The sequence below is a fragment of the Arthrobacter sp. Soil762 genome, assembly GCF_001428335.1.
In the GTDB taxonomy this organism is placed as follows: Bacteria; Actinomycetota; Actinomycetes; order Actinomycetales; family Micrococcaceae; genus Arthrobacter.
In genome coordinates, this window is the sequence record NZ_LMSG01000019.1 from 463900 (window position 1) to 483911 (window position 20012).

General features: G+C 62.8%; 21 protein-coding genes. 8 read left to right on the forward strand and 13 right to left on the reverse strand.

Going from position 1 to position 20012, the window contains the following annotated elements; genetic code table 11:
• The first annotated feature begins 4 nt into the window (after nucleotides 1–4).
• Both ASG77_RS16085 and ASG77_RS16090 read left to right on the forward strand, forming a co-directional pair.
• Nucleotides 5–601, forward strand: coding sequence for a 2'-5' RNA ligase family protein (locus ASG77_RS16085; protein WP_056347263.1), 597 nt, complete (start codon nucleotides 5–7; stop codon nucleotides 599–601).
• A 37-nt stretch (nucleotides 602–638) separates the two neighbouring features.
• On the forward strand, nucleotides 639–1721 hold the full coding sequence (locus ASG77_RS16090) for a YihY/virulence factor BrkB family protein (protein ID WP_082576093.1): 1083 nt from the start codon (nucleotides 639–641) through the stop codon (nucleotides 1719–1721).
• On the opposite strand, the gene ASG77_RS16095 is transcribed toward ASG77_RS16090, so the two are convergent.
• The 5 genes from ASG77_RS16095 to sdhC all read right to left on the reverse strand — a co-directional run bounded on the left by ASG77_RS16095 (nucleotide 1678) and on the right by sdhC (nucleotide 6091).
• A complete protein-coding gene (locus ASG77_RS16095) occupies nucleotides 1678–2448 on the reverse strand; it encodes an alpha/beta hydrolase family protein (protein WP_056347267.1) in 771 nt (256 codons plus the stop codon). The genes ASG77_RS16090 and ASG77_RS16095 overlap by 44 nt on opposite strands.
• Before the next feature lie 94 nt (nucleotides 2449–2542).
• Nucleotides 2543–3325, reverse strand: coding sequence for a succinate dehydrogenase iron-sulfur subunit (locus tag ASG77_RS16100; protein ID WP_056347269.1), 783 nt, complete (start codon nucleotides 3323–3325; stop codon nucleotides 2543–2545).
• Nucleotide 3326: 1 nt separating this feature from the next.
• Complete coding sequence (gene sdhA / locus ASG77_RS16105) at nucleotides 3327–5126, reverse strand: succinate dehydrogenase flavoprotein subunit (protein WP_056347271.1); 1800 nt, start codon at nucleotides 5124–5126, stop codon at nucleotides 3327–3329.
• A 104-nt stretch (nucleotides 5127–5230) separates the two neighbouring features.
• Nucleotides 5231–5707 carry a succinate dehydrogenase hydrophobic membrane anchor subunit gene (locus ASG77_RS16110; RefSeq protein WP_056347273.1) on the reverse strand — a complete coding sequence of 159 codons (477 nt, stop codon included), beginning with the start codon at nucleotides 5705–5707 and terminating at the stop codon, nucleotides 5231–5233.
• Nucleotides 5708–5710: 3 nt separating this feature from the next.
• Nucleotides 5711–6091: a succinate dehydrogenase, cytochrome b556 subunit gene (gene sdhC / locus ASG77_RS16115; protein WP_082576094.1), complete on the reverse strand. Its 381-nt coding sequence runs from the start codon at nucleotides 6089–6091 to the stop codon at nucleotides 5711–5713.
• A gap of 256 nt (nucleotides 6092–6347) precedes the next feature.
• Here sdhC and ASG77_RS16120 point away from each other — a divergent pair, with 256 nt between their 5' ends.
• Both ASG77_RS16120 and ASG77_RS16125 read left to right on the forward strand, forming a co-directional pair.
• Complete coding sequence (locus ASG77_RS16120) at nucleotides 6348–7481, forward strand: mannose-1-phosphate guanylyltransferase (RefSeq protein WP_056347393.1); 1134 nt, start codon at nucleotides 6348–6350, stop codon at nucleotides 7479–7481.
• A gap of 87 nt (nucleotides 7482–7568) precedes the next feature.
• Nucleotides 7569–8768, forward strand: a complete 1200-nt coding sequence (locus ASG77_RS16125; RefSeq protein WP_056347275.1) for an amidohydrolase — start codon at nucleotides 7569–7571, stop codon at nucleotides 8766–8768.
• A 114-nt stretch (nucleotides 8769–8882) separates the two neighbouring features.
• Here the strand turns inward: ASG77_RS16125 and ASG77_RS16130 are convergent, their stop codons facing one another.
• The 4 genes from ASG77_RS16130 to merA all read right to left on the reverse strand — a co-directional run bounded on the left by ASG77_RS16130 (nucleotide 8883) and on the right by merA (nucleotide 13545).
• Nucleotides 8883–9593: an AAA family ATPase gene (locus tag ASG77_RS16130; protein WP_235564583.1), complete on the reverse strand. Its 711-nt coding sequence runs from the start codon at nucleotides 9591–9593 to the stop codon at nucleotides 8883–8885.
• A 133-nt stretch (nucleotides 9594–9726) separates the two neighbouring features.
• Nucleotides 9727–11241 (reverse strand): Mu transposase C-terminal domain-containing protein, encoded by a 1515-nt coding sequence (locus ASG77_RS16135; protein WP_056347278.1) that lies wholly within the window; start codon nucleotides 11239–11241, stop codon nucleotides 9727–9729.
• Between the two features lie 17 nt (nucleotides 11242–11258).
• Nucleotides 11259–11840: a recombinase family protein gene (locus ASG77_RS16140; protein ID WP_056347280.1), complete on the reverse strand. Its 582-nt coding sequence runs from the start codon at nucleotides 11838–11840 to the stop codon at nucleotides 11259–11261.
• Between the two features lie 262 nt (nucleotides 11841–12102).
• Nucleotides 12103–13545, reverse strand: coding sequence for a mercury(II) reductase (gene merA / locus ASG77_RS16145; RefSeq protein WP_056347282.1), 1443 nt, complete (start codon nucleotides 13543–13545; stop codon nucleotides 12103–12105).
• A gap of 218 nt (nucleotides 13546–13763) precedes the next feature.
• On the opposite strand from merA, the gene ASG77_RS16150 reads away from it, so the two are divergent.
• From ASG77_RS16150 to ASG77_RS16160, 3 genes are all read left to right on the forward strand, one after another.
• Nucleotides 13764–14153 (forward strand): heavy metal-responsive transcriptional regulator, encoded by a 390-nt coding sequence (locus ASG77_RS16150; protein ID WP_056347395.1) that lies wholly within the window; start codon nucleotides 13764–13766, stop codon nucleotides 14151–14153.
• Nucleotides 14154–14471: 318 nt separating this feature from the next.
• Nucleotides 14472–14783, forward strand: a complete 312-nt coding sequence (locus ASG77_RS16155; protein WP_056347285.1) for a hypothetical protein — start codon at nucleotides 14472–14474, stop codon at nucleotides 14781–14783.
• Nucleotides 14784–15020: 237 nt separating this feature from the next.
• Nucleotides 15021–15392, forward strand: coding sequence for a DUF7793 family protein (locus tag ASG77_RS16160; protein WP_056347287.1), 372 nt, complete (start codon nucleotides 15021–15023; stop codon nucleotides 15390–15392).
• Between the two features lie 238 nt (nucleotides 15393–15630).
• Here ASG77_RS16160 and ASG77_RS21470 read toward each other — a convergent pair whose 3' ends face one another.
• Together ASG77_RS21470 and ASG77_RS16165 are read right to left on the reverse strand one after the other, a co-directional pair.
• A complete protein-coding gene (locus ASG77_RS21470; protein ID WP_082576095.1) occupies nucleotides 15631–16050 on the reverse strand; it encodes a YybH family protein in 420 nt (139 codons plus the stop codon).
• A 540-nt stretch (nucleotides 16051–16590) separates the two neighbouring features.
• Entirely contained in the window at nucleotides 16591–17010 is a 420-nt protein-coding gene (locus ASG77_RS16165; RefSeq protein WP_082576096.1) for a DUF732 domain-containing protein, read from the reverse strand.
• 289 nt (nucleotides 17011–17299) lie between these two features.
• On the opposite strand from ASG77_RS16165, the gene ASG77_RS16170 reads away from it, so the two are divergent.
• Nucleotides 17300–18382 carry a hypothetical protein gene (locus ASG77_RS16170; RefSeq protein WP_056347291.1) on the forward strand — a complete coding sequence of 361 codons (1083 nt, stop codon included), beginning with the start codon at nucleotides 17300–17302 and terminating at the stop codon, nucleotides 18380–18382.
• Between the two features lie 282 nt (nucleotides 18383–18664).
• On the opposite strand, the gene ASG77_RS22040 is transcribed toward ASG77_RS16170, so the two are convergent.
• Together ASG77_RS22040 and ASG77_RS16175 are read right to left on the reverse strand one after the other, a co-directional pair.
• Entirely contained in the window at nucleotides 18665–18982 is a 318-nt protein-coding gene (locus ASG77_RS22040) for a hypothetical protein (protein ID WP_156380351.1), read from the reverse strand.
• Between the two features lie 473 nt (nucleotides 18983–19455).
• Nucleotides 19456–19935, reverse strand: a complete 480-nt coding sequence (locus tag ASG77_RS16175; protein WP_082576107.1) for a recombinase family protein — start codon at nucleotides 19933–19935, stop codon at nucleotides 19456–19458.
• Nucleotides 19936–20012: the final 77 nt, after the last annotated feature.

Sequence of the window (20012 nt, forward strand, 5' to 3'; positions counted from 1 at the left end):
CTCGATGTCGGCCGCCAGCAATGTCAGTGAAGGAATGAGCGTAGGCGTCATTCTGGGATTCCCCCCTGCCATCGCCGAGGAACTTCAACGGTGGCGCGCCTCCTTCGGGGACCCGATGGCGGGGGTGGTGCCCGCACACATCACGCTGGTCACCACCACGCCCACCCAGGACTGGGCGGCCACCCAGGCGCACGTCCGCGACGTGGCGCGGCGGCAGGTCCCGTTTATGGTCACCATTGCCGGGACCGGAACGTTCCGGCCGGTCTCCCCGGTGGTTTACATCAACGTGGAGGACGGCTTCGAGTCCTGCGTGGAGCTCCACGAAAAACTTCAGACAGGCCCGCTGCAACGCGAGTTGCCCTTCTCGTACCACCCGCATGTCACGATCGCCCACGATGTTGCGCCCGAAAGCCTGGACGAAGCCGAAACGGTGCTTGAAAGTTACCGGGCGACGTTCCCGGTGGTTAGCATGGGACTCTACGAGCACGATGCCGACGGCATTTGGCAGCTACGGGAAGAGTTGGACTTTGGGACCGAAACTGACGACGGCGGGTCCTTCGCCGCGGACGCCGACGCAAACGGAGCCACCGCTCCCTACTGAGCAGGCGCGCCTGAAGCTCGCCGTCATCCAGAAGCGGATGGAGTGGGGCAAGACCAGAAGGTCCGACGGCGGCCCGGTTGCCAGCTCGCTGGCGATGCTCCAGTGGCTGCTGGCCAGGCTTAATGCCTTCCGCCCGATGCGCGCGTGGCAGCACTACAACCTCCAGCATGGCCCGTTGATGAGCGCCGGTATCGGCTTCAACATGTTCTTTTCCATCACCGGCCTGTTGGCCACGGGTTTCTCCGTTGCCGGCCTGGTGCTGCGGGGCCAGCCTGCCCTGCTGGACACCATCATCGGCAGCGTGGCCCAGAGTGCGCCCGGACTGCTGAAGGTGGGCGGGGGAGAAGGGCTGGTTGATCCGAATGACCTCCTGAACCCGGACGGCCTCGGCTGGACCGCCGTGATTGCTGCCGTGGTTACAGTCATCACGTCCCTGGGCTGGATCGCCGGCCTCCGTGATGGCCTGCGCGGTGTGGTGCAGCTGCCGCCCCTGAAAATCAACCCGGTTGTCCTCAAACTGCGCGACGCCGGCACCCTGCTGCTCCTGGGAGTGGCCCTGGTGATCAGCGCCGGAGCGTCCTTGGTGTTCGGCACGGCGGCCGGTTGGGTCACAGACTTCCTGCAGTTGGATCCGGCGGTGGCAGGTCCGCTGACCACCGTGATCAAGATCGGTGTGCCGCTGACGCTCAACTGGGTCACGGCCGTCATCATGTTCCGGCTGGCCGGTGGGCTCAAGCTCTCCCGGCGGGCCCTCCTGGAGGGGACCATTCTTGCCGCCGTCGGCACCACGGTCCTGCAGGTGTTCAGCACCGAACTGCTCGCCGGCGCAGGACGGAACCCCATCCTGGCACCGTTTGCCATCATCATCGGGCTGCTGATCTGGTTCAACCTGGTCAGCCAGGTCTACCTGGTGTCCGCCGGGTGGTCCACCATCCGCGAAGGGGACCTCAGGAGCGCGCCGGCGGGCAAGGACAAAGCCTCGTGGGGCTCCCGGCAGGTCCAGCCCGGCAAGGTACCCGTGGAGGGCCACAGCGACGGGAAGCGCCCCGTTGCCGGGCACGCAGGCAGCGCTGCAGTTACTTCCCGGCGTCGAGGTACTGGTCGGCCCACGCAGAAATAATCCTGGCGGCCCGGGCTGCCTGGCCCTTGCCGGTCAGCAGGTGGTCGCTGCCTTCGAGGGAGACGAAGTTCCGCGGATGGCGCGCCGTCTGGAAAATGGTGCTGGCGTTCTCGATGCCCACGGTGTTGTCCGTGGGGGAGTGAAGCACCATCAGCGGCTTGTGCAGCTGCCGGATGCAGTCAGTGAGGTCCGCGTTCTCCAGGTCCTCCACAAAGTGTTTCCGGATCTCCACGCGCTTCCCGCCGAGGTCCACTTCCGCGCTGCCCTCGCTGAGGATCTTGTCCAGGGCGGCGTCAAAGACGTGGGCCACGTGCTTGGGTGAGAACGGGGCAGCCACTGTTGCGACGGCGTCGAGCTCAGGGATCTGGCGGGCGGCTGAAAGCACCGCCGCCCCGCCGAAGGAATGGCCCACCAACAGGGAGATTGCCTTCCCCTGGTTGCGCATGAACTCGGCGGCAACAACGGTGTCCGCCACCTTGTGGCTGAAGGAGCCCTCCGACCAATAGCCGGCGGACTCACCCAGGCCCAGGTTGTCGAACCGGAGCATCCCGATGCCGGTGTCGGCCAGGGCCTTGCACATGCGGGACGCCGCGGGGCTGTCCTTGCCCAGGGTGAAACCGTGGGAGAACACACCCCAGCCCCGCACCGGCCCCTCCGGGACATCGATGATGCCGGACAGGAGCTCGCCGGTGGATCCTTCGAAGCTGACTTTCTCGGAGCGGGACATCGCGTGCTGCTTTCGTTGGTGGCGTCAGGTGTTAAACAACGACGGCGCCCATCCCACCTAAGGTGGGTGACGCCGTCGTAAGCAAGAACCTGAATTAGATCTTACGGGAGAGAATTGCCTGCTTGACCTCGGCAATTGCCTGGGTCACCTGGATGCCGCGGGGGCATGCTTCGGAGCAGTTGAAGGTGGTGCGGCAACGCCACACGCCTTCCTTGTCGTTCAGGATTTCCAGGCGCATGTCGCCGGCATCATCACGGGAATCGAAGATGAAGCGGTGGGCGTTGACGATCGCGGCCGGGCCGAAGTACTGGCCGTCGGTCCAGAACACCGGGCAGGAGGACGTGCACGCCGCGCAGAGGATGCACTTGGTGGTGTCGTCGAAGCGCTCACGGTCCTCGGCGGACTGCAGGCGTTCCTTGGTGGGCTCATGGCCCTTGTTGATCAGGAACGGCATGACTTCGCGGAAGGACTGGAAGAACGGCTCCATGTCCACGATCAGGTCCTTCTCCACCGGCAGGCCCTTGATGGGCTCAACGGTGATGGGCTTGGTGGTGTCCAGGTCCTTCAGGAGGGTTTTGCAGGCAAGGCGGTTGCGGCCGTTGATGCGCATGGCATCGGAACCGCAGACACCGTGGGCGCAGGAACGGCGGAACGAAACGCTGCCGTCAATTTCCCATTTGACCTTATGCAGGGCATCCAGCACGCGGTCGGTGCCGTACATGGTCACCTTGAAGTCTTCCCACGTGGCGTCCTCGGACACCTCAGGGTTGTAACGGCGTACGCGCAGGGTGACGTCGAACGTGGGGATCTCTCCGCCGCCTCCGATGTGTGCGGGCAGTTCGATCTTGGAGGCTGGCTCAGCAAGTTCAGCGGTCATCTTAGTACTTCCTCACCATCGGCTCGTAGCGGGTAAAGACAACCGGTTTGGTGCCCAGACGGATGCCGGCGATTGCCTCTGCCGAGCCGTCGGCCGGGGCGTGGTCATCCTTGTATGCCATGGAGTGCTTCATGAATTTTTCGTCGTCGCGTTCCGGGAAGTCCTCGCGGAAGTGTCCGCCGCGGGATTCCTCACGGTGCAGTGCAGCCACGGTCATGACCTTGGCCAGTTCCAGCAGGAAGCCCAGCTCAACAGCTTCGAGCAGGTCCAGGTTGAAGCGCTTGCCCTTGTCCTGGACGCTGATCTTCTTGTACCGCGCCTCGAAGGACTCAATGTCCCTCAGGACCTGGTTCAGCGTGTCAGCCGTGCGGAACACCTGCATGTTGGCGTCCATGGTGTCCTGGAGTTCCTTGCGGATTACCGCCACCTTCTCGTCACCGGTGCCGTTGCGGGCGATATCCAGCAGTTCGATGGTGTAGGCCTCCGGATCCTCCGGGAGGTCCACGAAGTCGGCAGTCTTGGCATACTCCGCGGCGGCGATGCCGGCGCGCTTGCCGAACACGTTGATGTCCAGCAGTGAGTTGGTGCCGAGGCGGTTGGAGCCGTGGACCGAAACGCAGGCAACCTCACCGGCGGCGTAAAGACCCGGGACCACGGTGTCGTTGTCCTGCAGGACCTCGGTGGTGATGTTGGTGGGGATGCCGCCCATGGCGTAGTGGGCCGTGGGGAACACCGGAACCGGCTCCGTGTACGGTTCCACACCCAGGTAGGTGCGGGCGAACTCGGTGATGTCCGGGAGCTTGGCATCGATGTGTGCCGGCTCCAGGTGGGTCAGGTCAAGGAGGACGTAGTCCTTGTTCGGGCCGCAGCCGCGGCCTTCACGGACCTCGTTGGCCATGGAACGGGCCACGATGTCACGTGGTGCCAGGTCCTTGATGGTGGGGGCGTAGCGCTCCATAAATCGCTCACCCTCGGAGTTACGCAGGATGGCGCCCTCGCCGCGTGCGGCTTCGGAAAGCAGGATGCCCAGGCCGGCGAGGCCTGTCGGGTGGAACTGGAAGAACTCCATGTCCTCCAGCGGAATGCCCTTGCGGAACGCGATGCCCATGCCGTCGCCGGTCAGCGTGTGGGCGTTCGAGGTGGTCTTGAAGACCTTGCCGGCGCCGCCCGTAGCGAAGATCACGGACTTGGCCTGGAACACGTGCAGCTCACCGGAGGCGAGGTCATAGGACACGACGCCGGCAACACGCTTCTGCTTGTACGGGGTGCCGTCCTCGCGGACGGCGTCCTCCTCGACCGTCAGGAGGTCAAGGACGTAGTACTCGTTGTAGAACTCCACGTTGTGCTTGACGCAGTTCTGGTACAGCGTCTGCAGGATCATGTGGCCGGTGCGGTCTGCCGCGTAGCAGGCACGGCGGACGGGTGCCTTGCCGTGGTCGCGGGTGTGGCCGCCGAAGCGGCGCTGGTCGATCCGGCCTTCGGGCGTGCGGTTGAACGGCAGGCCCATCTTTTCCAGGTCCAGCACGGCGTCGATGGCTTCCTTCGCCATGACCTCGGCGGCGTCCTGGTCAACCAGGTAGTCGCCGCCCTTAATGGTGTCAAAGGTGTGCCATTCCCAGTTGTCTTCTTCGACATTGGCAAGGGCCGCACACATGCCACCCTGCGCCGCACCGGTGTGCGAGCGGGTGGGGTAGAGCTTGGTCAGTACTGCTGTTCGCGCGCGCTGACCGGACTCGATCGCGGCGCGCATGCCAGCGCCACCGGCACCGACGATGACGACGTCGTACTTATGGACCTGCATACTTGGGCGCTCTTTCTCTCAAAATTCGCTATAAAACAACGGGCGGGCGTTGCCTGCACCGCAAAATACAGCCTGCGGCTCACCGCGGGCAGCGGATGATCTGGCTACGCGGGGCAGAAGCCGCCGGGGAGCGGAACGCCGTCAACCACAGGGCACGGGTTGAAGGTGAAGATCACCAGGGTGCCAAGGACGATGATCACGGTGGTGGCCGCGTAGAGGACGATCTTGAGCCAGAGTCGGGTGGAATCCTTCTCGGCGTAGTCGTTGATGATGGTGCGGACGCCGTTGGTGCCGTGCAGCATGGCCAGCCACAGCATGGCGAGGTCCCAGATCTGCCAGAACGGGTCAGCCCACTTGCCGGCGACGAAGCCGAAGTCGATGGCGTGGATGCCTTCGCCCACCAGGAGGTTCACGAAGAGGTGCCCGAAGATGAGCACCACCAGCACTACGCCGGAAAGGCGCATGAACAGCCAGGCGAACATTTCGAAGTTGCCCCGGCTTGCGCCGGTGCGGCGGTACTGGGGGGAGATTTTGCCGCTGCTGTTTTTCCCACTGCGTGGGCTGTCGATAGTTGCAGTCATGGCTTAGTGACCTCCGAGTGCGAGGGAAAGGTGGCGGATGGAGAACCCGACCATAACAACTACCCACAGGGCCAGGACGGTCCACAGCATCTGGCGCTGGTATTTGGCGCCCTTCTTCCAGAAGTCGACGGCGATGATCCGCAGGCCGTTAAAGGCGTGGAAGACAATCGCGGCAACCAGGCCCGTTTCACCCAGGGCCATAAGGGGGTTCTTGTAGGCACCGATAACAGCCGTGTAGGCCTCCGGGGACACACGCACCAATGAGGTGTCCAGCACATGGACCAACAAGAAGAAAAAGATCACTACACCGGTAATCCGGTGTCCTACCCAGGACCACATGCCTTCACGGCCGCGGTACAAGGTGCCAGCTGGTTTTGTCGGCACTGATAAACCTCCCTGCAACACAGCGGCGCTGGCATGAGATCCACGCGGGGGGAACGCCTGCTGCGAGAGCAACTCGTAGCTCAGGCCTAAATCTAGGCTTCGCTCACAGCTTATTCAATTTAGGAACTCCTTGGTGACCCCGCAATGCCTGCGTTTTGCCTGCAGATGAGACGAACACCACATCATGGCGCGCCCGCGGGAGTTGGCGAAGGGTTCTGAAAGGGCAGTTCACGGCTCGTCAGCTAAAGTAGCCGTGATGAATACAGACAAAGTGACAAGCCCGGATTCACCCCTGAACCGCTTTATTGCGGTCATTCCGGCAGGCGGAGTGGGGACCCGCCTCTGGCCCCTGTCACGGGCAGCAGCTCCCAAATTCCTCCATGACCTCACCGGGTCCGGCAGCACTTTGCTGCGCGCCACCTACGACCGCCTCGAGCCGCTGGCAGGCAGGCGCGTCCTCGTGGTGACCGGCACTGCACACCGGGCCGCCGTCTGCCGGCAGCTGCCCGAGGTCCAGGAGTCGGACCTGGTCCTGGAGAGCGAGCCCAAGGATTCCGGCGCCGCCATCGGCCTGGCTGCCGCCATCCTGTACCAGCGTGACCCGGACACCATCATGGGTTCCTTCGCCGCTGACCAGGTCATCAGTCCTGACCACCTGTTCCAGCAGGCCGTCCGCGAGGCCATCCACACGGCCGCCGCCGGCAAGATCGTGACCATCGGCATCAAGCCGACCCACCCGTCCACCGGCTTCGGTTACATCCGCGCCGGCGAGGAACTCAACATCGAAGGTGCGCCCAGCGCCCAGGCCGTGGTGGAGTTCGTGGAGAAGCCGGACGAGGAAGTTGCCCAGCAGTATGTGGACAGCGGTGAGTATGTCTGGAATGCAGGAATGTTCGTGGCTCCCGTTGCCCTGATGCTGAGGCACCTTGAGGCCAACCAGCCGGAGCTGTTCAAGGGCCTGCAGGAGATCGCCCAGGCCTGGGACACTCCCGAACGTGATGCCGTCACAGCCCGCGTCTGGCCCACGTTGCCCAAGATCGCCATTGACTATGCGGTGGCCGAGCCTGCCGCCGCTGCCGGCGATGTTGCCGTTGTGCCGGGCACCTTCGGATGGGACGACGTCGGGGACTTTGCTTCGGTGGGCCGGCTCAACAGTGCGCGGGAAGTCGATGACGTCACCGTTATCGGTGAAGGCGCCCGGGTCTTCACCGAAAACGCCAGCGGTGTGGTGGTTTCGGACACGAAGCGCGTGATCGCCCTGATCGGCATCAAGGATGTGGTCATCGTTGACACGGGCGATGCCCTGCTGGTGACCACCAAGCAGCACGCGCAGCGGGTCAAGGGAGCTGTGGACGCGCTCAAGGCCAGTGGCGACACCGACGTTCTGTAACCCGGTCGGGAGTGTCCATGCGCGGCACAATCTGTAACGCGCCCGCCGTGATGACGCTATTCCGTGGACGCTCGCTAGAGTAAATGAGTGCGTAATTACACTACTGAAGCCGAGCCCACCGCATTAGTGCGGCCATGGTTGGAACCCCTCCTGCCGGAGCTGATCGACTTCCGCCGGGATTTGCACGCGCACCCCGAGCTTTCCTTCAAGGAATTCCGCACCACAGACAAGCTGGTGGAGCGGCTCGAAGCCGCCGGACTGGCTCCGCGGCGGCTTGAAGGCACCGGCCTCACCGTCGACATCGGCGAGGGACCCATCGCCACGGCGCTCCGGGGCGACATTGACGCCCTGCCCATCATCGAGGAAACGGGGCTGCCGTTTGCCTCGAAGAACCATGGCGTCACGCATGCCTGTGGCCACGACGTCCACACCGCCGCCATGCTCGGCGTTGCGCTGGTCCTGCAGCGCATGCACGAGGAGTCCCCGCTCGGCGGTTCGGTCCGGATCATTTTCCAGCCTGCCGAGGAGACCATGCCCGGCGGCGCACTGTCCTGCATTGAGCAGGGCGTCCTGGACGGTGTGCCGCGCATCCTTGCGCTGCACTGTGACCCGAGGATCGACGTCGGACGCATCGGTACGCGCATCGGCGCCATCACGTCCGCTTCGGACACCATCAAGATCGAGCTGAGCGGCCGCGGCGGACATACGTCCCGCCCGCACCTTACCGAGGACCTGGTCTTCGCCCTGGCGCAGATCGCCGTCAACGTTCCGGCCGTGCTTTCACGCCGGGTGGATGTCCGCAGCGGAGTATCCGTGGTCTGGGGCCAGATCAACGCCGGATCGGCACCCAATGCCATCCCGGGCACCGGTTACATGTCAGGCACCATGCGCTGCCTCGACCGCGATGCCTGGCATGACGCCGGCGAGCTCCTGGATGAAGTCGTGCAGCAGGTGGCCGCGCCCTATGGGGTGGATGTCCACCTGGAACACACCAGGGGCGTCCCGCCTGTGGTGAACTCCGAGGACGAGACGGCTCTGATCGAGGCCGCGGCGCGCGCGGAAATCGGCGAGGGCGCAGTGGTGCTCACGCCGCAGTCCATGGGCGGCGAGGACTTCGCCTGGTTCCTGGCTGAACGGCCTGGCGCCATGATGCGCCTGGGTACCAAGACCCCCGGCGGCGAAGAGTACGACCTGCACCGCGGTGACTACATCCTGGACGAACGCGCCCTGGGCCTGGGCATCCAGGTCCTCACGGCAGCGGCCCTCCGGACCATCCGCGACCTCTAGCCCCCGAGCTACCTAACCCCCTGGCGCGAACGGACACTAAAGCACCACCTCCCGCGCGAACTGGCAGATAACACCTGTGAATCGCAGAGGTATTTGGCAGTGAATTTGCAGCGCTTAGTGGCCGATGATCAGGGTTTCCCTTGCGGCATCGACAATCTCTGGGTTGAGGGTGTCGAGGTGGTTGAGCGTTTGGATGCGTTTGATCTGAGTCAGGAGCCTGTCGACGAGGCGGAAGTTGCCGCCGGTGATTCGAATGATGGTCGCGACCGCGGTTGCGTGGGCGAGGCCTTCGTCGGTGCTTTCGGGCACGACGGGGAGGCGGTCGGCGAGGACGGCCGTGAGTTCGTCCGGGTTGAGCGGACGGTATTCGTGGGCGAATCCGATCCGGCTGTAGAGCTGGGGGTAACGGGCGAGGCGTTTCTCGATCCCGGGCATGCCGATGAGGATCAGGCCCATGGTGTGCCGGTCGTAGTAGTCCCGCACCTGTTCAAGGCCGGTTGCCTTCAGCCGGTCGGCCTCGTCGATGATGAGCAGCTGGGTGCGGCCGCTAGAGCGGGATTCGGTGTGCACGTAGGGGTCGACGACGCCGTGCTCGGCGTAGTCGAGTGCGAAGGAAATCTCCTGGCACGCGCGCGGCAGGCCTTGGTCGATCTGCCGGACGGTCGCGGCCACAGTGGGCGTGAAGAATGCGGTGCTGGCTTCGAGGATCCTCTCGGGGACGGGCCCGACCTCTTTGTCGATGGAGGTCTGCCATATATCCCAGTCGTCGACTGCTGCGTAGTGGCGTGCCGAGAGTGTTTTCCGACTCCAGGCGGTCCCCAGCACAGTCCGATGTACCGGTGAGCGCGGACGGTATCGGCGAACTCGGTGAATCGGCGGTGCTCCCTCGTGGCCAGGAACGCGGGTTGGTCCGGGGGCAGTGGCGGGGCACCTTCGTTGACCTCGCCGAAGCTGCCCTTCAAGAAGCGGCGGCCGTCATCCTTTCCGTCGAGAAGACTCGGCTTGCCGATGTTAATCGGTTTTCATACACACGCAGCCCGTGTCGGCGGGGAAGTTCAGGAGCGGTCGACTCTAGAGGCGTGGGAGGCACTTCGGGGACGGTCGGGGCATAGCGGGTATCGCTGGGCAGGGCATCGGCGAGACTGAGCCGATCGCGGAGCTGCTGCTTGAGCTCGCGCCTCCGCTGTGCCCTGGCGCCGCGCAGCTGCTCGAAGGTGATCGCTTCGGCCGCCAGCTCCGGGGCGATGGCCCGGCAAAGGAACACATCATTGAAGTAGACACGGATTTCTCCGACGTCCCGCGGGTCGTAGCGGACGGTTACCTGTTCGCCGACGTACGCGGCCAAGACCGGAGAGACATAGCGCGTGGAAGCGAACTGGATCCCGTCGCGCTGCACCTTCCGGCCCGCGGCCGCTGTCAACAGCAGCAGGTCGAGGTCTTCCGGGTGTGCCGGCATTCTCGGGATGAATCCCGAGGCGCCCCACCGCTGAACCGGTGACTCGCCGGTGGAAGAGTGCCGGCGATGGTTGTACTCGGAGACGATGAACGTCTCCAGGATCCCGCCGAGTTGCGCCAGTGTCAGCTGCGGTGCGCTGATGGGCCGGCCACGCGTGCTGTGAGGGATATACCCGGGAAGGTGCGGCAGTAGCTCGGTGGTGATCGTCCGGTAGAACCGCTCGATCTTTCCTCGTCCCTGCGGCACTCCGGGCTGGGAGTGGATCAACCGGATGTGCGTATCGAGGCAGACGCGCTCGAGCCTGTTAGAGGTGAAGTCAGCGCCGTGATCGCTGTACAGCATCTCCGGCAGACCCATGACGGGCCAGGACCGGTTCTCTTTGCCTCGCACAGCCTGATGGAGTGCCAGGGCGGTTTGCTCGGCGCTGGGCGCCCCAAGGAATACCGTGTGGCCGGCGGCGGCCCGGGAGTAGTCATCGAGCACGACGGTCAGCCACGGCCGTGCGGTCTGGCCCTTCCTGTCGATGACTCCGATGTCGAGCAGCGTGTGGTCGGCCTGCCACTGCTCCTTCGGACGGCTGGCGGCGCGCCGGTAGACCAGCTCAAACGTGTTCCGGTACGCGGTGGCACCTTCATGGGCGAGCGTCCTGAGGCCGGGGTCGATGCCGGCGACCAGCGCCCGGACCGTCGAGTAACTGGGCGCGGAGATGCCCCGGGCAGAGGCAATGTCAGCGATTCGGCGGTGGATGAACGCCACGCTCGGGGCGGGCCGACGCAAGGCCAGGCCCTCCACCGCTTCGACGAGGTCCTGAGGAACTCCGCTTCTGCCCAGGTCCGAGCGCGGACTGCGTTCCAGGCTCGTGACCGTTCCGCCATTGCGGTACCGGGACATCCACCGACGAAGGGTGCGGATCGGCACGCCGGACTCCTCGGCCAGCCTGGTGAGCGGAATGCCTTCATCGAGATGACGGCGCAGCAGGACTGCGCGGTCTTCGGCTGAGAATTGTGCCCGCAGCACCGCACCCTGTCCTTGACCTACCGCACCGGGCCGGCCGTGACGTCGGACGAGGCCAGCAGATGGCGGTAAATCGTGGGCCGCGAAACCCCAAAAGTGTCCGCGATTTCCTGCACGGTGTGCTCTTTCGAGTCGTACATGGCCCGTGCCTGGGAAATCTTGGTCGCGGTCATCTTGAACTTGGGCCCGCCTTTGCGTCCGCGTGCGCGGGCGGCCGCGAGACCATCATGGGTGCGCTCGACGATCAGGTCATGCTCGAACTCCGCAATCGCGGCGAGCATATGGAAGAACAACCGTCCGCCAGGTGTCGTCGTATCAATTCCCTGCGAGAGTGCACGCAGGCCGATCCCGCGCTCTTGCAGTTCCTCTGCGACCTGTTTGAGATTCCGGACCGAGCGACCCAGTCGGTCCAGTTTGGTGACGACCAAGGTGTCTCCGTCCCTGACGTACTCGAGCACCTGGTCAAGAGCAGGCCGGCGGGCTAGGACGCCGGAGGCATGTTCAACGAAGATCTTCTCGCAGCCGGCCGCTTCGAGAGCGTCCGTTTGTCCCTCGGGGTGCTGCTCCCTGGTTGATACACGCGCATACCCAATCAAAGCCACGCTCCAATGTAACGCAGACGTCGCCTCCGATACATAGATAACGGACACGGATCATGAGACAAGACACGCGGGAGTTGAGATCAGCCTTCATGCCAGTTTCAGTAGACGTCTGCACGGAATGTCAGAAGTCGTCTGCACTGCTCGTCCAAGCAGGGGGCAGCGATCGTGCGAGGTCGATGCCGGTGTCCTGTCAGGTCAGACGCTCGGTGAGGTCGATGAAGTTGTGCTCATGGAGGTCTTTTTCCGCGTGGAGGGGCAGGTGTCAGGAGGCGCAGCAGGAGAGTTTGGAGACGTCCGTGGTGAAGGACTGGGCGGCGATTTTGAGGCCTTCGGCCATCGTGAGGTAGGGGCTCCACAGGTTTGCGACCTGGTTCACGGTCATCCCGGCTTCCAGGATGTAGACCCCGGCCGCGGCGAGGTCCCCGGCGTCCTTGGCGACGGCGGTGATTCCCACGATCCGTCCGGTGTCGGCGTCGGCGACGATCTTGATGAAGCCGCGGGTGTCCCTGTTCACGAGGGCCCGGGGCACGTATTCCAGGGGCAGGACCCGGCATTCGCACCGCATGCCGGCCTCGTTGGCTTCCTTTTCGGTCATCCCGACCGCGGCCAGGGCCGGGCTGGTGAAGGTGACCCGGGGCAGGTGCCGGTAGTCGACCTCGCGGCCGGTGTTGTTGAACGCGTTCTCCGCCACTAGGGAGCCGTGGGCGGCTGCGACGTAGACGAATTCGCGGTATCCGGTCACGTCCCCGGCGGCCCAGATCCTGGGGTTGGTGCTGGCCAGGGTGTTCTGCACGAGGATTTCGCCGCCGTCCCCGGTCTTGACGCCGACCGCGGCCAGGTTCAGGCCCTCCGTGACCGGCCGGCGTCCCGTGGCGACCAGCACCCTGGCGGCCCGGAATTCCTGGTTGCCGCCGGAGACGGCCGCGGTCGCGATGATCCCGCCGGTGGCTGGGTCCGTGCGCACGGAGGACACGGCCGCCCGGCGGACGACGCGGATCCCCTCGTCGGCGAAGACTCTCATCAGGGCGCGTGAGGCGTCGGGTTCCTCCGCGGAGGCCAGGCGGGAGCGGACCAGCATGGTGACCTTGGACCCGAGCCGGGCGAAGAGCTGGGCTTGTTCCAGGGCCACGTACCCGCCGCCGATGACCAGCAGGGATTCAGGTACCTCATCGAGTTCCATCGCCGTGGTGGAGGTCAGGTAGCCCGTATCCTGCAGCCCGTCGATCGGTGGCGCCCACGGGGTGGAGCCGGTGGCCACCAGATAGTTTGCGGCCCTCACAGATTCCCGGGTCCCGTCCTGCCCGGTGATTTCCAGGACCGGATCGTCCTGGGTGCCGGTGAACACGGCATCGCCCTGGCGCAGCTCCCAGCCGTACTCCGCGATCAGGTCCACGTACTTATCCGAACGCATCGTCTCCACCAGGGAACGCTTCCCGCCGATCAGCCCTGCCATGTCCACCGGGGCGGCTGATGCGCTGATGCCGGGGAACCGGCCGGACGCGTCCAGGGCGACGTGGCGTGCCTCTGCCGCCGCGAGGAGTGCTTTGGAGGGAACGCAGCCGGTGTTCACGCAGGTTCCGCCGACGGTGGAACGCTCGATCATCAGGACCCGTTTGCCCAGGCTGGTCGCCCGGATCGCGGCCGCGAACGCTCCGCCGCCGGAGCCGATGACGGCCAGATCAAAATCAGGTGTTGGTTCAGACATAAATTCCTCCAAAGTCGTACAGCAGCGCCGTCCTGGAATGCCCGCAACGGTGCCTCGTGTATGGGTCTGCCCCCAGTCTGCGCCTTCCCCCATGGGGGAAGGTCAAGAGGCTGACTCCGCTCTCCCGGCCCGGGGCGGCACCCACAGGTTCCTACCCCTCTTAACCTTCCACTAAACTGGAAGGTCAAGAGGGAATCCCCCGGGACGAGAGGTGCATGATGCGTATTGGCGAAACTGCCGCAGCCGCCGGCATGACGGCCAAGACGCTGCGGTTCTACGAGGACCGCGGCCTGTTGCCGGCCGCCGACAGGGCACCGAACGGATACCGCGACTACGCCCAGGAAACAGTCAGCCGGCTGGAATTCATCCGCCGCGGCCGCACCGCCGGACTGACTCTTGCCCAGATCGGTGACATCCTCTCCGTCCGGGACATCGGCCTGGCCCCCTGCGTACACGTCCGGGATCTGCTGGCCCAACAGCTCCACGATCTCGACGCCCGGATCGCAGAACTCACGGCACTGCGTGCAACCGTTGCCGAATTTCATGATGCCGCGGCCGCCGGCGACCCTGCAGCCTGCGACCCCGAACGCATCTGCAGCTACCTCTAAACCCGACTAGATCCGGAGCTCCTCCTGCGCCGCTGAATTCCGACTAGCCCAAGGAGCGCATCAGCATCGGGGCAACCGCGGAGAGGGGCGCCCCTCGACCTTTCTTGATAACGAAAGGATTCCAAGAACGCTTTGATTCGAGAGCCGAGCTGCGCCTGCCGACCTGAGGCGGTCGCCGATTTCAACAGATGGACATCGAAATCCTGCCCCGTAGGGGGCCAATTGTTTCGAATGCCGGCGCTATTGCCGTTGCCTTCGGCAAAAGAGCTTAATGGAGTCGGGCGACGCACCGTCGCTCCTGACAGTAAGGAGAAAACCATGACCCTGACCAGAAAATCGCTCGCGGTTGCGGGCATAGTATTTGCGGGGACTTTGGGGCTGGCGCCGACTGCGTCAGCAACGATCCACCCGATCGTCGAATCGTATGATTGCGCCAACGCCAAGGCCTTTGCGAATCATCCACTGGGAGACGTCGCCGAGCCGCCCGGGGTCACACCAGGCTACGGCAGCCACTCGACGAACAGTGACCTTGCATCGCTGTCGGCCACGTCGAAGGGCTTCACGGACTTCTCGAGCCCGGCGTGGTCTGACTTCAAGCTCAATGGTGTTTGCGGGCAGGTTGGCCAGTAGGCAAACAGGATGCGCGGCCCCTGTCTGGGAGGGGCGCGTGTACAAGTTTCATCGACAGACAGCTGTGCTCTCAGAACGATCGCGCTTTTCGTGGAAAGAGTTGTTGAGCGTCCAACGATGCGACGGTCGCCGGCGTTAGCAGTCATCGTCTCCCACTCGTCAGCAGGTCACAAAGGGCATTTCCGCCTCCACTCGGCCCACAGCCGCTACCGTTGCAACAGAGGTAGGGGATGGACCATGGAATCGATAATGGTGGAAGGCGGCAAAGGCACCGTCGAACTCCAAGCTGATGGAGTCATTCACCTCATCTGGAAACCCAATGTCAGTATCGAGGCTCAAGACGCACACGCCGCAATGGCCGCAGTCAACGAAATAGCCGACGGTTCGGAATGTCCGATGCTGGTGGAAATGGCGACAGTAGAGGCCGTAAGCCGCCAGGCCCGCGCATTTTTCTCCATCCCGTCTGCGGCCTCCCGGATCGCCGTACTTGGATCCGACCCTGTGGATCGCGTTCTCGCAAACTTCTTCTTCGACCTGCGCGTCTCCCCTTGCCCCACCCGCTATTTCACTTCCCGGACCGAATCCATAAACTGGCTGCTTGGAGAATAGGCTGTCCGCCGCTGAGCATCGCTTTGAGAGCATCCGGGAAATGTCCGGTCAGGTGCTAAATCCAGAAAAACTGTGCTCGAAGTCCAGTTCCTCGGCACTCAGCTTGCAGTGGCCCGGCCCAACGGTTACACCGTCGCACGTTCAGGACCAATAGACCCAACGGAGCGCGACGACCCACCTGATCTGGACCCTTTGAGTCGAAGAACTGGAAACGGACGGCGTGAATCCCGTGCGCTAGTTATGCAGCACAGCGTTCCGGGGGAAGCGGTGTGATGACCGGGTCTGCATGGCGATGCACCAGTGCCCACGTGTCGCCTTCGGGGCGATATACGCTCGTTACACGCAAATCAAACTGCGATATTTCCTCTCCTCCTCCAACCTTGGCCTGCCAATGTTCTATGTCGAGGAATACGGCAAGATCGGAAGTGACGTGCCTGGTGAGGCCATCAACAGCAGTGACACGCCCATCCTTGAACCGGGCAGCGGCTGAATCCAGGGTCTTAGATACCCGATTCCAGCCCACCACCGGAGGACCCCAGGGATTCGCAAGGGACACATCCTCGCCGTGAGAGAAAGTCGCCTTGGCGGGTTCCGGGTCTCCTTTAGCAAACTCATTCATCGTCTGATGAAACCGGCCGACGACCTCGTCAAGCTGCATTGTTCCCACCTTCTAACTGATTTTGGCGTTCCGAGTACCGAATCCTACGCCACGGGATCCCGCCCGTCACCAACGGCCTGAATCGATCAAACGGGCAAAAAATCGCACCGAGCGGTCCTCAAGGGACGGCAGGACTGTCCGGTGAAATGTCTCCAGATCATCGAAATGGGTATCTCAGTTCCAAGGGCTGAGTCGCAACAAATAAGACGCGCGCAGCTGGATCAGGGTTTCTTCCCCTTCCGGCGGAAGCCCATCGAGTCCGACCTCTGGATGACTGCCAAACTAGAAGTCAGCCCGGTCCCCGCACATTCTCACAGACGAATGATTCCAAGAACGACTTGAACTGAGAACCGCGGCGCGATGGCAGATGCACCGGGCAGTGGGCCCACACAGGGATGGGACCCCACCGCCCGGCAAGGCACCCGGCCACTCACCACAAACAAGGCCAGGAACCCTGGAATGTCGGGCAGCCCCCCGCCTTGCACGACTGGTCCTCCCCCCAGAGCGTAGGACGGTCGCGGAATCTCCCTGGAAGGTGAACTACGGAGCCTGTTCTGGGCAGTAGTGGCCGATTGACCTAGCCAGGACGAACGCCACCTGAACCTCAAACTCGGGCGTATCGTCAGGCTTTATGAGATCGTTGCGAATCTCACCGTATGAGATGCCGTCGCGCCGCATTTTGCAAATGTAATGGGCGAGCTCGACTAGGGACTCGTCACTATAGGTACTGAAGAAGGACGCGTTAGCTCGAATGTCCTCGATGAACGGCTTGTCCGGCGGTGGGCTGGAGCACCCGGTCAGGAGCGAGGCCACAGTCAGTAGGCCGCCGATGGCGACCTTGACCGCCCGCACCCTCGCGCCTCCATTTGAAGCCGCGCGGCGTGGATCTCCTGCGTAGTTCGCAGTCTGGTCCCGAGGTAGCGTTTGCAGGTGTTCGTTCAGTTCATCCTCGATCCCCATGAACCGATGATAGAAGCTAATACCCCTATGTTGTCAGGGCGCATGGGTACGGTTGAGCCCTCCGGCATGCTTATTGATGAACACGCCGAGGCTCGGCATGAACTAAAAAATGATGCAGGATGATGGTTGGCGCGGGGCCGGGGTGGGACCTGGAGCATTGAATACTTCTAGGCTTTGCGGGACACTTGCGGCAATTAGCCAAAGTAGCCGGAAGTCCGGTCTGAAGGACCTAAGTAGAATCTCTGCGACTATGTGACGGTCCTCGAGTTCGCAGGATGGGAGCGCTGCAGTGAGCGACATGCTGATTCGTCAGAGCGACGGAACTTGGCGAGAGGCCACGTATGCGGGGTATGCCTTGGAAAGCGATCTGCAGAACATCTTGGCCGCGCACCCCCACCTAATCCCGGGCGTTGGAGCGGGGGCCAGGACATGTCGTGAGTTTCAGTCGGAAGTCGGGCCCGCCGACGTCGTTGTGGTTGGCGCCGAGGGCGAGGTGACGCTGGTCGAATGCAAACTTGCCACTAATCCGCAGGTCCGCCGGGAAATTGTCGGCCAGATGTTCGACTATGCTTCCCGGCTGTGGAACATGGACGTCGACGATTTCGCAGCACGTTGGCACAATCGAACTCAGGAATCGCTCTTCGGCGAAGGCACAGACGAAGGTTTTCCTCTCAGGGAGGCACTCGCCCGGACACTTGCTGAAGGTAAGTTCCGGATCGTACTGGCCGTGGACGCCATCAACCCCGCCCTAAAGAGAATGGTGGAGTACCTCAACTTCATGTCTGGTCCAAGCACGTCGGTTATCGCCGTCGAATACTCGCGTCTCATGCAGGACAATATCGAAATACTGATGCCCCGCATCTACGGACAGGAACTGGCCGAGGCCAAATCAGGGGCATTCAAAGTTGCTGCTGGCGAGTATATACTCTGGGATGCTGGCACGTATCGTTCCTGGCTGGAGGCGAATGACAGCGCAAGCCTCGGAAACTTTGACCTGTTTCTCAAAGAGGCATCAGATACCCAATTACCCTTTATCGGTTCAAAGGCCCGCGTCCCAGCTGGACATCTTGAGATTTTTGACAGCAATCGCCGACGACTGGGAACCGTCTCTATCTTCTACTACAGCGGCAAAGGCGCATCGATAGAATTCGACTTCACCCGACTGTCCAAATTGTCCCCAGAGGACAGGCCGGAAACATCCCTCCTCGATGCTTTCGTAGATCAGCTGGGTCAGGCTGCCGGCCTGGGCGAAGTGGCTGAAAACATGCGGTCGACTGGCTTTGCCAGCCGGCGGCCCAACGTTCCCCTTTCTCGGCTACCTGAAGAATCCATTCGTAAGGCCTTCGTTGCCCTCCGCGTGCTGAAGGGCTGACTCGCAGGACTCGTGCTTCCTTGCTTCGGTTGGGGCGGCCCGTGACAAACGACGGGTCCCCAGTGCCGTTGACGATCAAGAACCGTTGAAGCAGTGAAGGCAGACGAAGGGTCCCTACAGGTTCGATGTTCAGCCCTCGGCGTTGACCTGCCCTAACATCAACTGCAAATTCCGTTGCGCAGCTGAGCGAACACTGCTGCTGACGCTCGGCACTAGTTCCTAGTTGCGTCAGGTGATGACGGTTGGAGCCAAGCGCACCCTCGAGCCGGCAGTCCTCGTGCGTCAGGTTTTGGAGACAGGAGAGATTACGAATCCATAAAGCAAAGCGTCTGCTATCTCAATCGGGGCAGCGTTTGCAGGGACTGGTTGGAAAGGGAAGCCACGTCGATTTTCCAGAATCTCGTTCTTGCGTGCTGGATCTACTTTTCCCTGAGCATCTAACTTGTCGAACATCCAGATTCGGTTGCGGCTGTACAGATCGACGAATCCGCCTTGAGAAGTTATGCGCAGCTTGAACTTTTCGTTAGCGTCAGGAGCGCCCGTGTCGATGAGTTGCGTTCGGTAGCCCCGATTGGTGAGCTGCAGTGCAACATTGTTCATGGATTTCTTCCACAAAAAGCTTCCTAAGCCCATGCTCATCCCTTTAGCTATGCCGCAGCCACATCACTGCTGTCTAGAGGGATAATACATAGGAAATTGAATTCCGGGTGTCCCGTTGCCTTCCCCTGGCGGCTAAATCGTTGCCCTTGGTCCATTCTCAGTAAGGAAGGATTCCGAGAAAGCATCGAATCGAGAATCCCGGGTCGATCGCTCACCGAAGTGACGCGACGTCCTGCCGCGGAAAATTGGCTCGACAAAGAAAAATCTGCAACCCGCCCCCGTTCTCACAAATAGTTCTCGAATCTGTACAGTCGAACGAAGACCCCGAACCGAGTTTTGAGAAGAGAACACCTTCCATGACCACGCACCACATCGGCTACGCCCGGGTTTCCACCCGGGACCAGAACCTGGACCTGCAGCGCGACGCCCTACAGATGTGACTTTCAGCGATAAATGGCGGTCTTTTTGCGCCGCTAAATGGCGGCCTGCTGGTTCGGGAGTGCTCGCGACCGTCTATAAAACGTTGCTCGGGACATTCCGAGATCGCGCGCGACCTGCGCAGCGGTCTCGCCGCCTTCGACCAGGCGGACCGCGCTTCGAATCTGACTGTCAGTGACCCGGCGAGGCCGGCCACCGAGATCCATCCCGGCTTCTCGGCGTTTGGCGATGGAATCGGTGACGCGTTCGCGCTTGATCTCGTGTTCCATCTGCGCGAGGGCGGCCATGATCGTGAACAACATGGACCCCATTGGTGTCGCAGTGTCGACATCGCCTCCACCGAGGTTTAGAACGCGCAGGCCCGCCCCTCGACTGCGGAGTTCGTCGGCGAAGGCGAGCATATTCTGTGTGGAACGTCCGAGCCTGTCCAGCGTGGTGATGACGAGGGTGTCGCCATCGATCAGCGCGTCGAGTGAATACTGGCTTCCAAGGGAGCCACCTGCCGTGCGCTCCAGAGCCACCTGCCCAGATCACGGATCGTGTCGTTCAGAGCCACGATTGGCGTGGTTGAGAGCCACCTGAAAAGCTCCTC

What these genes read in the sequence shown, in the direction of transcription:
- merA (WP_056347282.1), bottom strand. Translation starts at nt 13,545, where the DNA reads ATGTCTGAACCAACACCTGATTTTGATCTGGCCGTCATCGGCTCCGGC.
- ASG77_RS16165 (WP_082576096.1), bottom strand. Translation starts at nt 17,010, where the DNA reads ATGGGGATCGAGGATGAACTGAACGAACACCTGCAAACGCTACCTCGG.
- ASG77_RS16090 (WP_082576093.1), top strand. Translation starts at nt 639, where the DNA reads ATGGAGTGGGGCAAGACCAGAAGGTCCGACGGCGGCCCGGTTGCCAGC.
- ASG77_RS16150 (WP_056347395.1), top strand. Translation starts at nt 13,764, where the DNA reads ATGCGTATTGGCGAAACTGCCGCAGCCGCCGGCATGACGGCCAAGACG.
- ASG77_RS16095 (WP_056347267.1), bottom strand. Translation starts at nt 2,448, where the DNA reads ATGTCCCGCTCCGAGAAAGTCAGCTTCGAAGGATCCACCGGCGAGCTC.
- ASG77_RS16160 (WP_056347287.1), top strand. Translation starts at nt 15,021, where the DNA reads ATGGAATCGATAATGGTGGAAGGCGGCAAAGGCACCGTCGAACTCCAA.
- ASG77_RS22040 (WP_156380351.1), bottom strand. Translation starts at nt 18,982, where the DNA reads ATGAACAATGTTGCACTGCAGCTCACCAATCGGGGCTACCGAACGCAA.
- ASG77_RS16155 (WP_056347285.1), top strand. Translation starts at nt 14,472, where the DNA reads ATGACCCTGACCAGAAAATCGCTCGCGGTTGCGGGCATAGTATTTGCG.
- ASG77_RS21470 (WP_082576095.1), bottom strand. Translation starts at nt 16,050, where the DNA reads ATGCAGCTTGACGAGGTCGTCGGCCGGTTTCATCAGACGATGAATGAG.
- sdhA (WP_056347271.1), bottom strand. Translation starts at nt 5,126, where the DNA reads ATGCAGGTCCATAAGTACGACGTCGTCATCGTCGGTGCCGGTGGCGCT.
- ASG77_RS16100 (WP_056347269.1), bottom strand. Translation starts at nt 3,325, where the DNA reads ATGACCGCTGAACTTGCTGAGCCAGCCTCCAAGATCGAACTGCCCGCA.
- ASG77_RS16085 (WP_056347263.1), top strand. Translation starts at nt 5, where the DNA reads ATGTCGGCCGCCAGCAATGTCAGTGAAGGAATGAGCGTAGGCGTCATT.
- ASG77_RS16120 (WP_056347393.1), top strand. Translation starts at nt 6,348, where the DNA reads ATGAATACAGACAAAGTGACAAGCCCGGATTCACCCCTGAACCGCTTT.
- ASG77_RS16110 (WP_056347273.1), bottom strand. Translation starts at nt 5,707, where the DNA reads ATGACTGCAACTATCGACAGCCCACGCAGTGGGAAAAACAGCAGCGGC.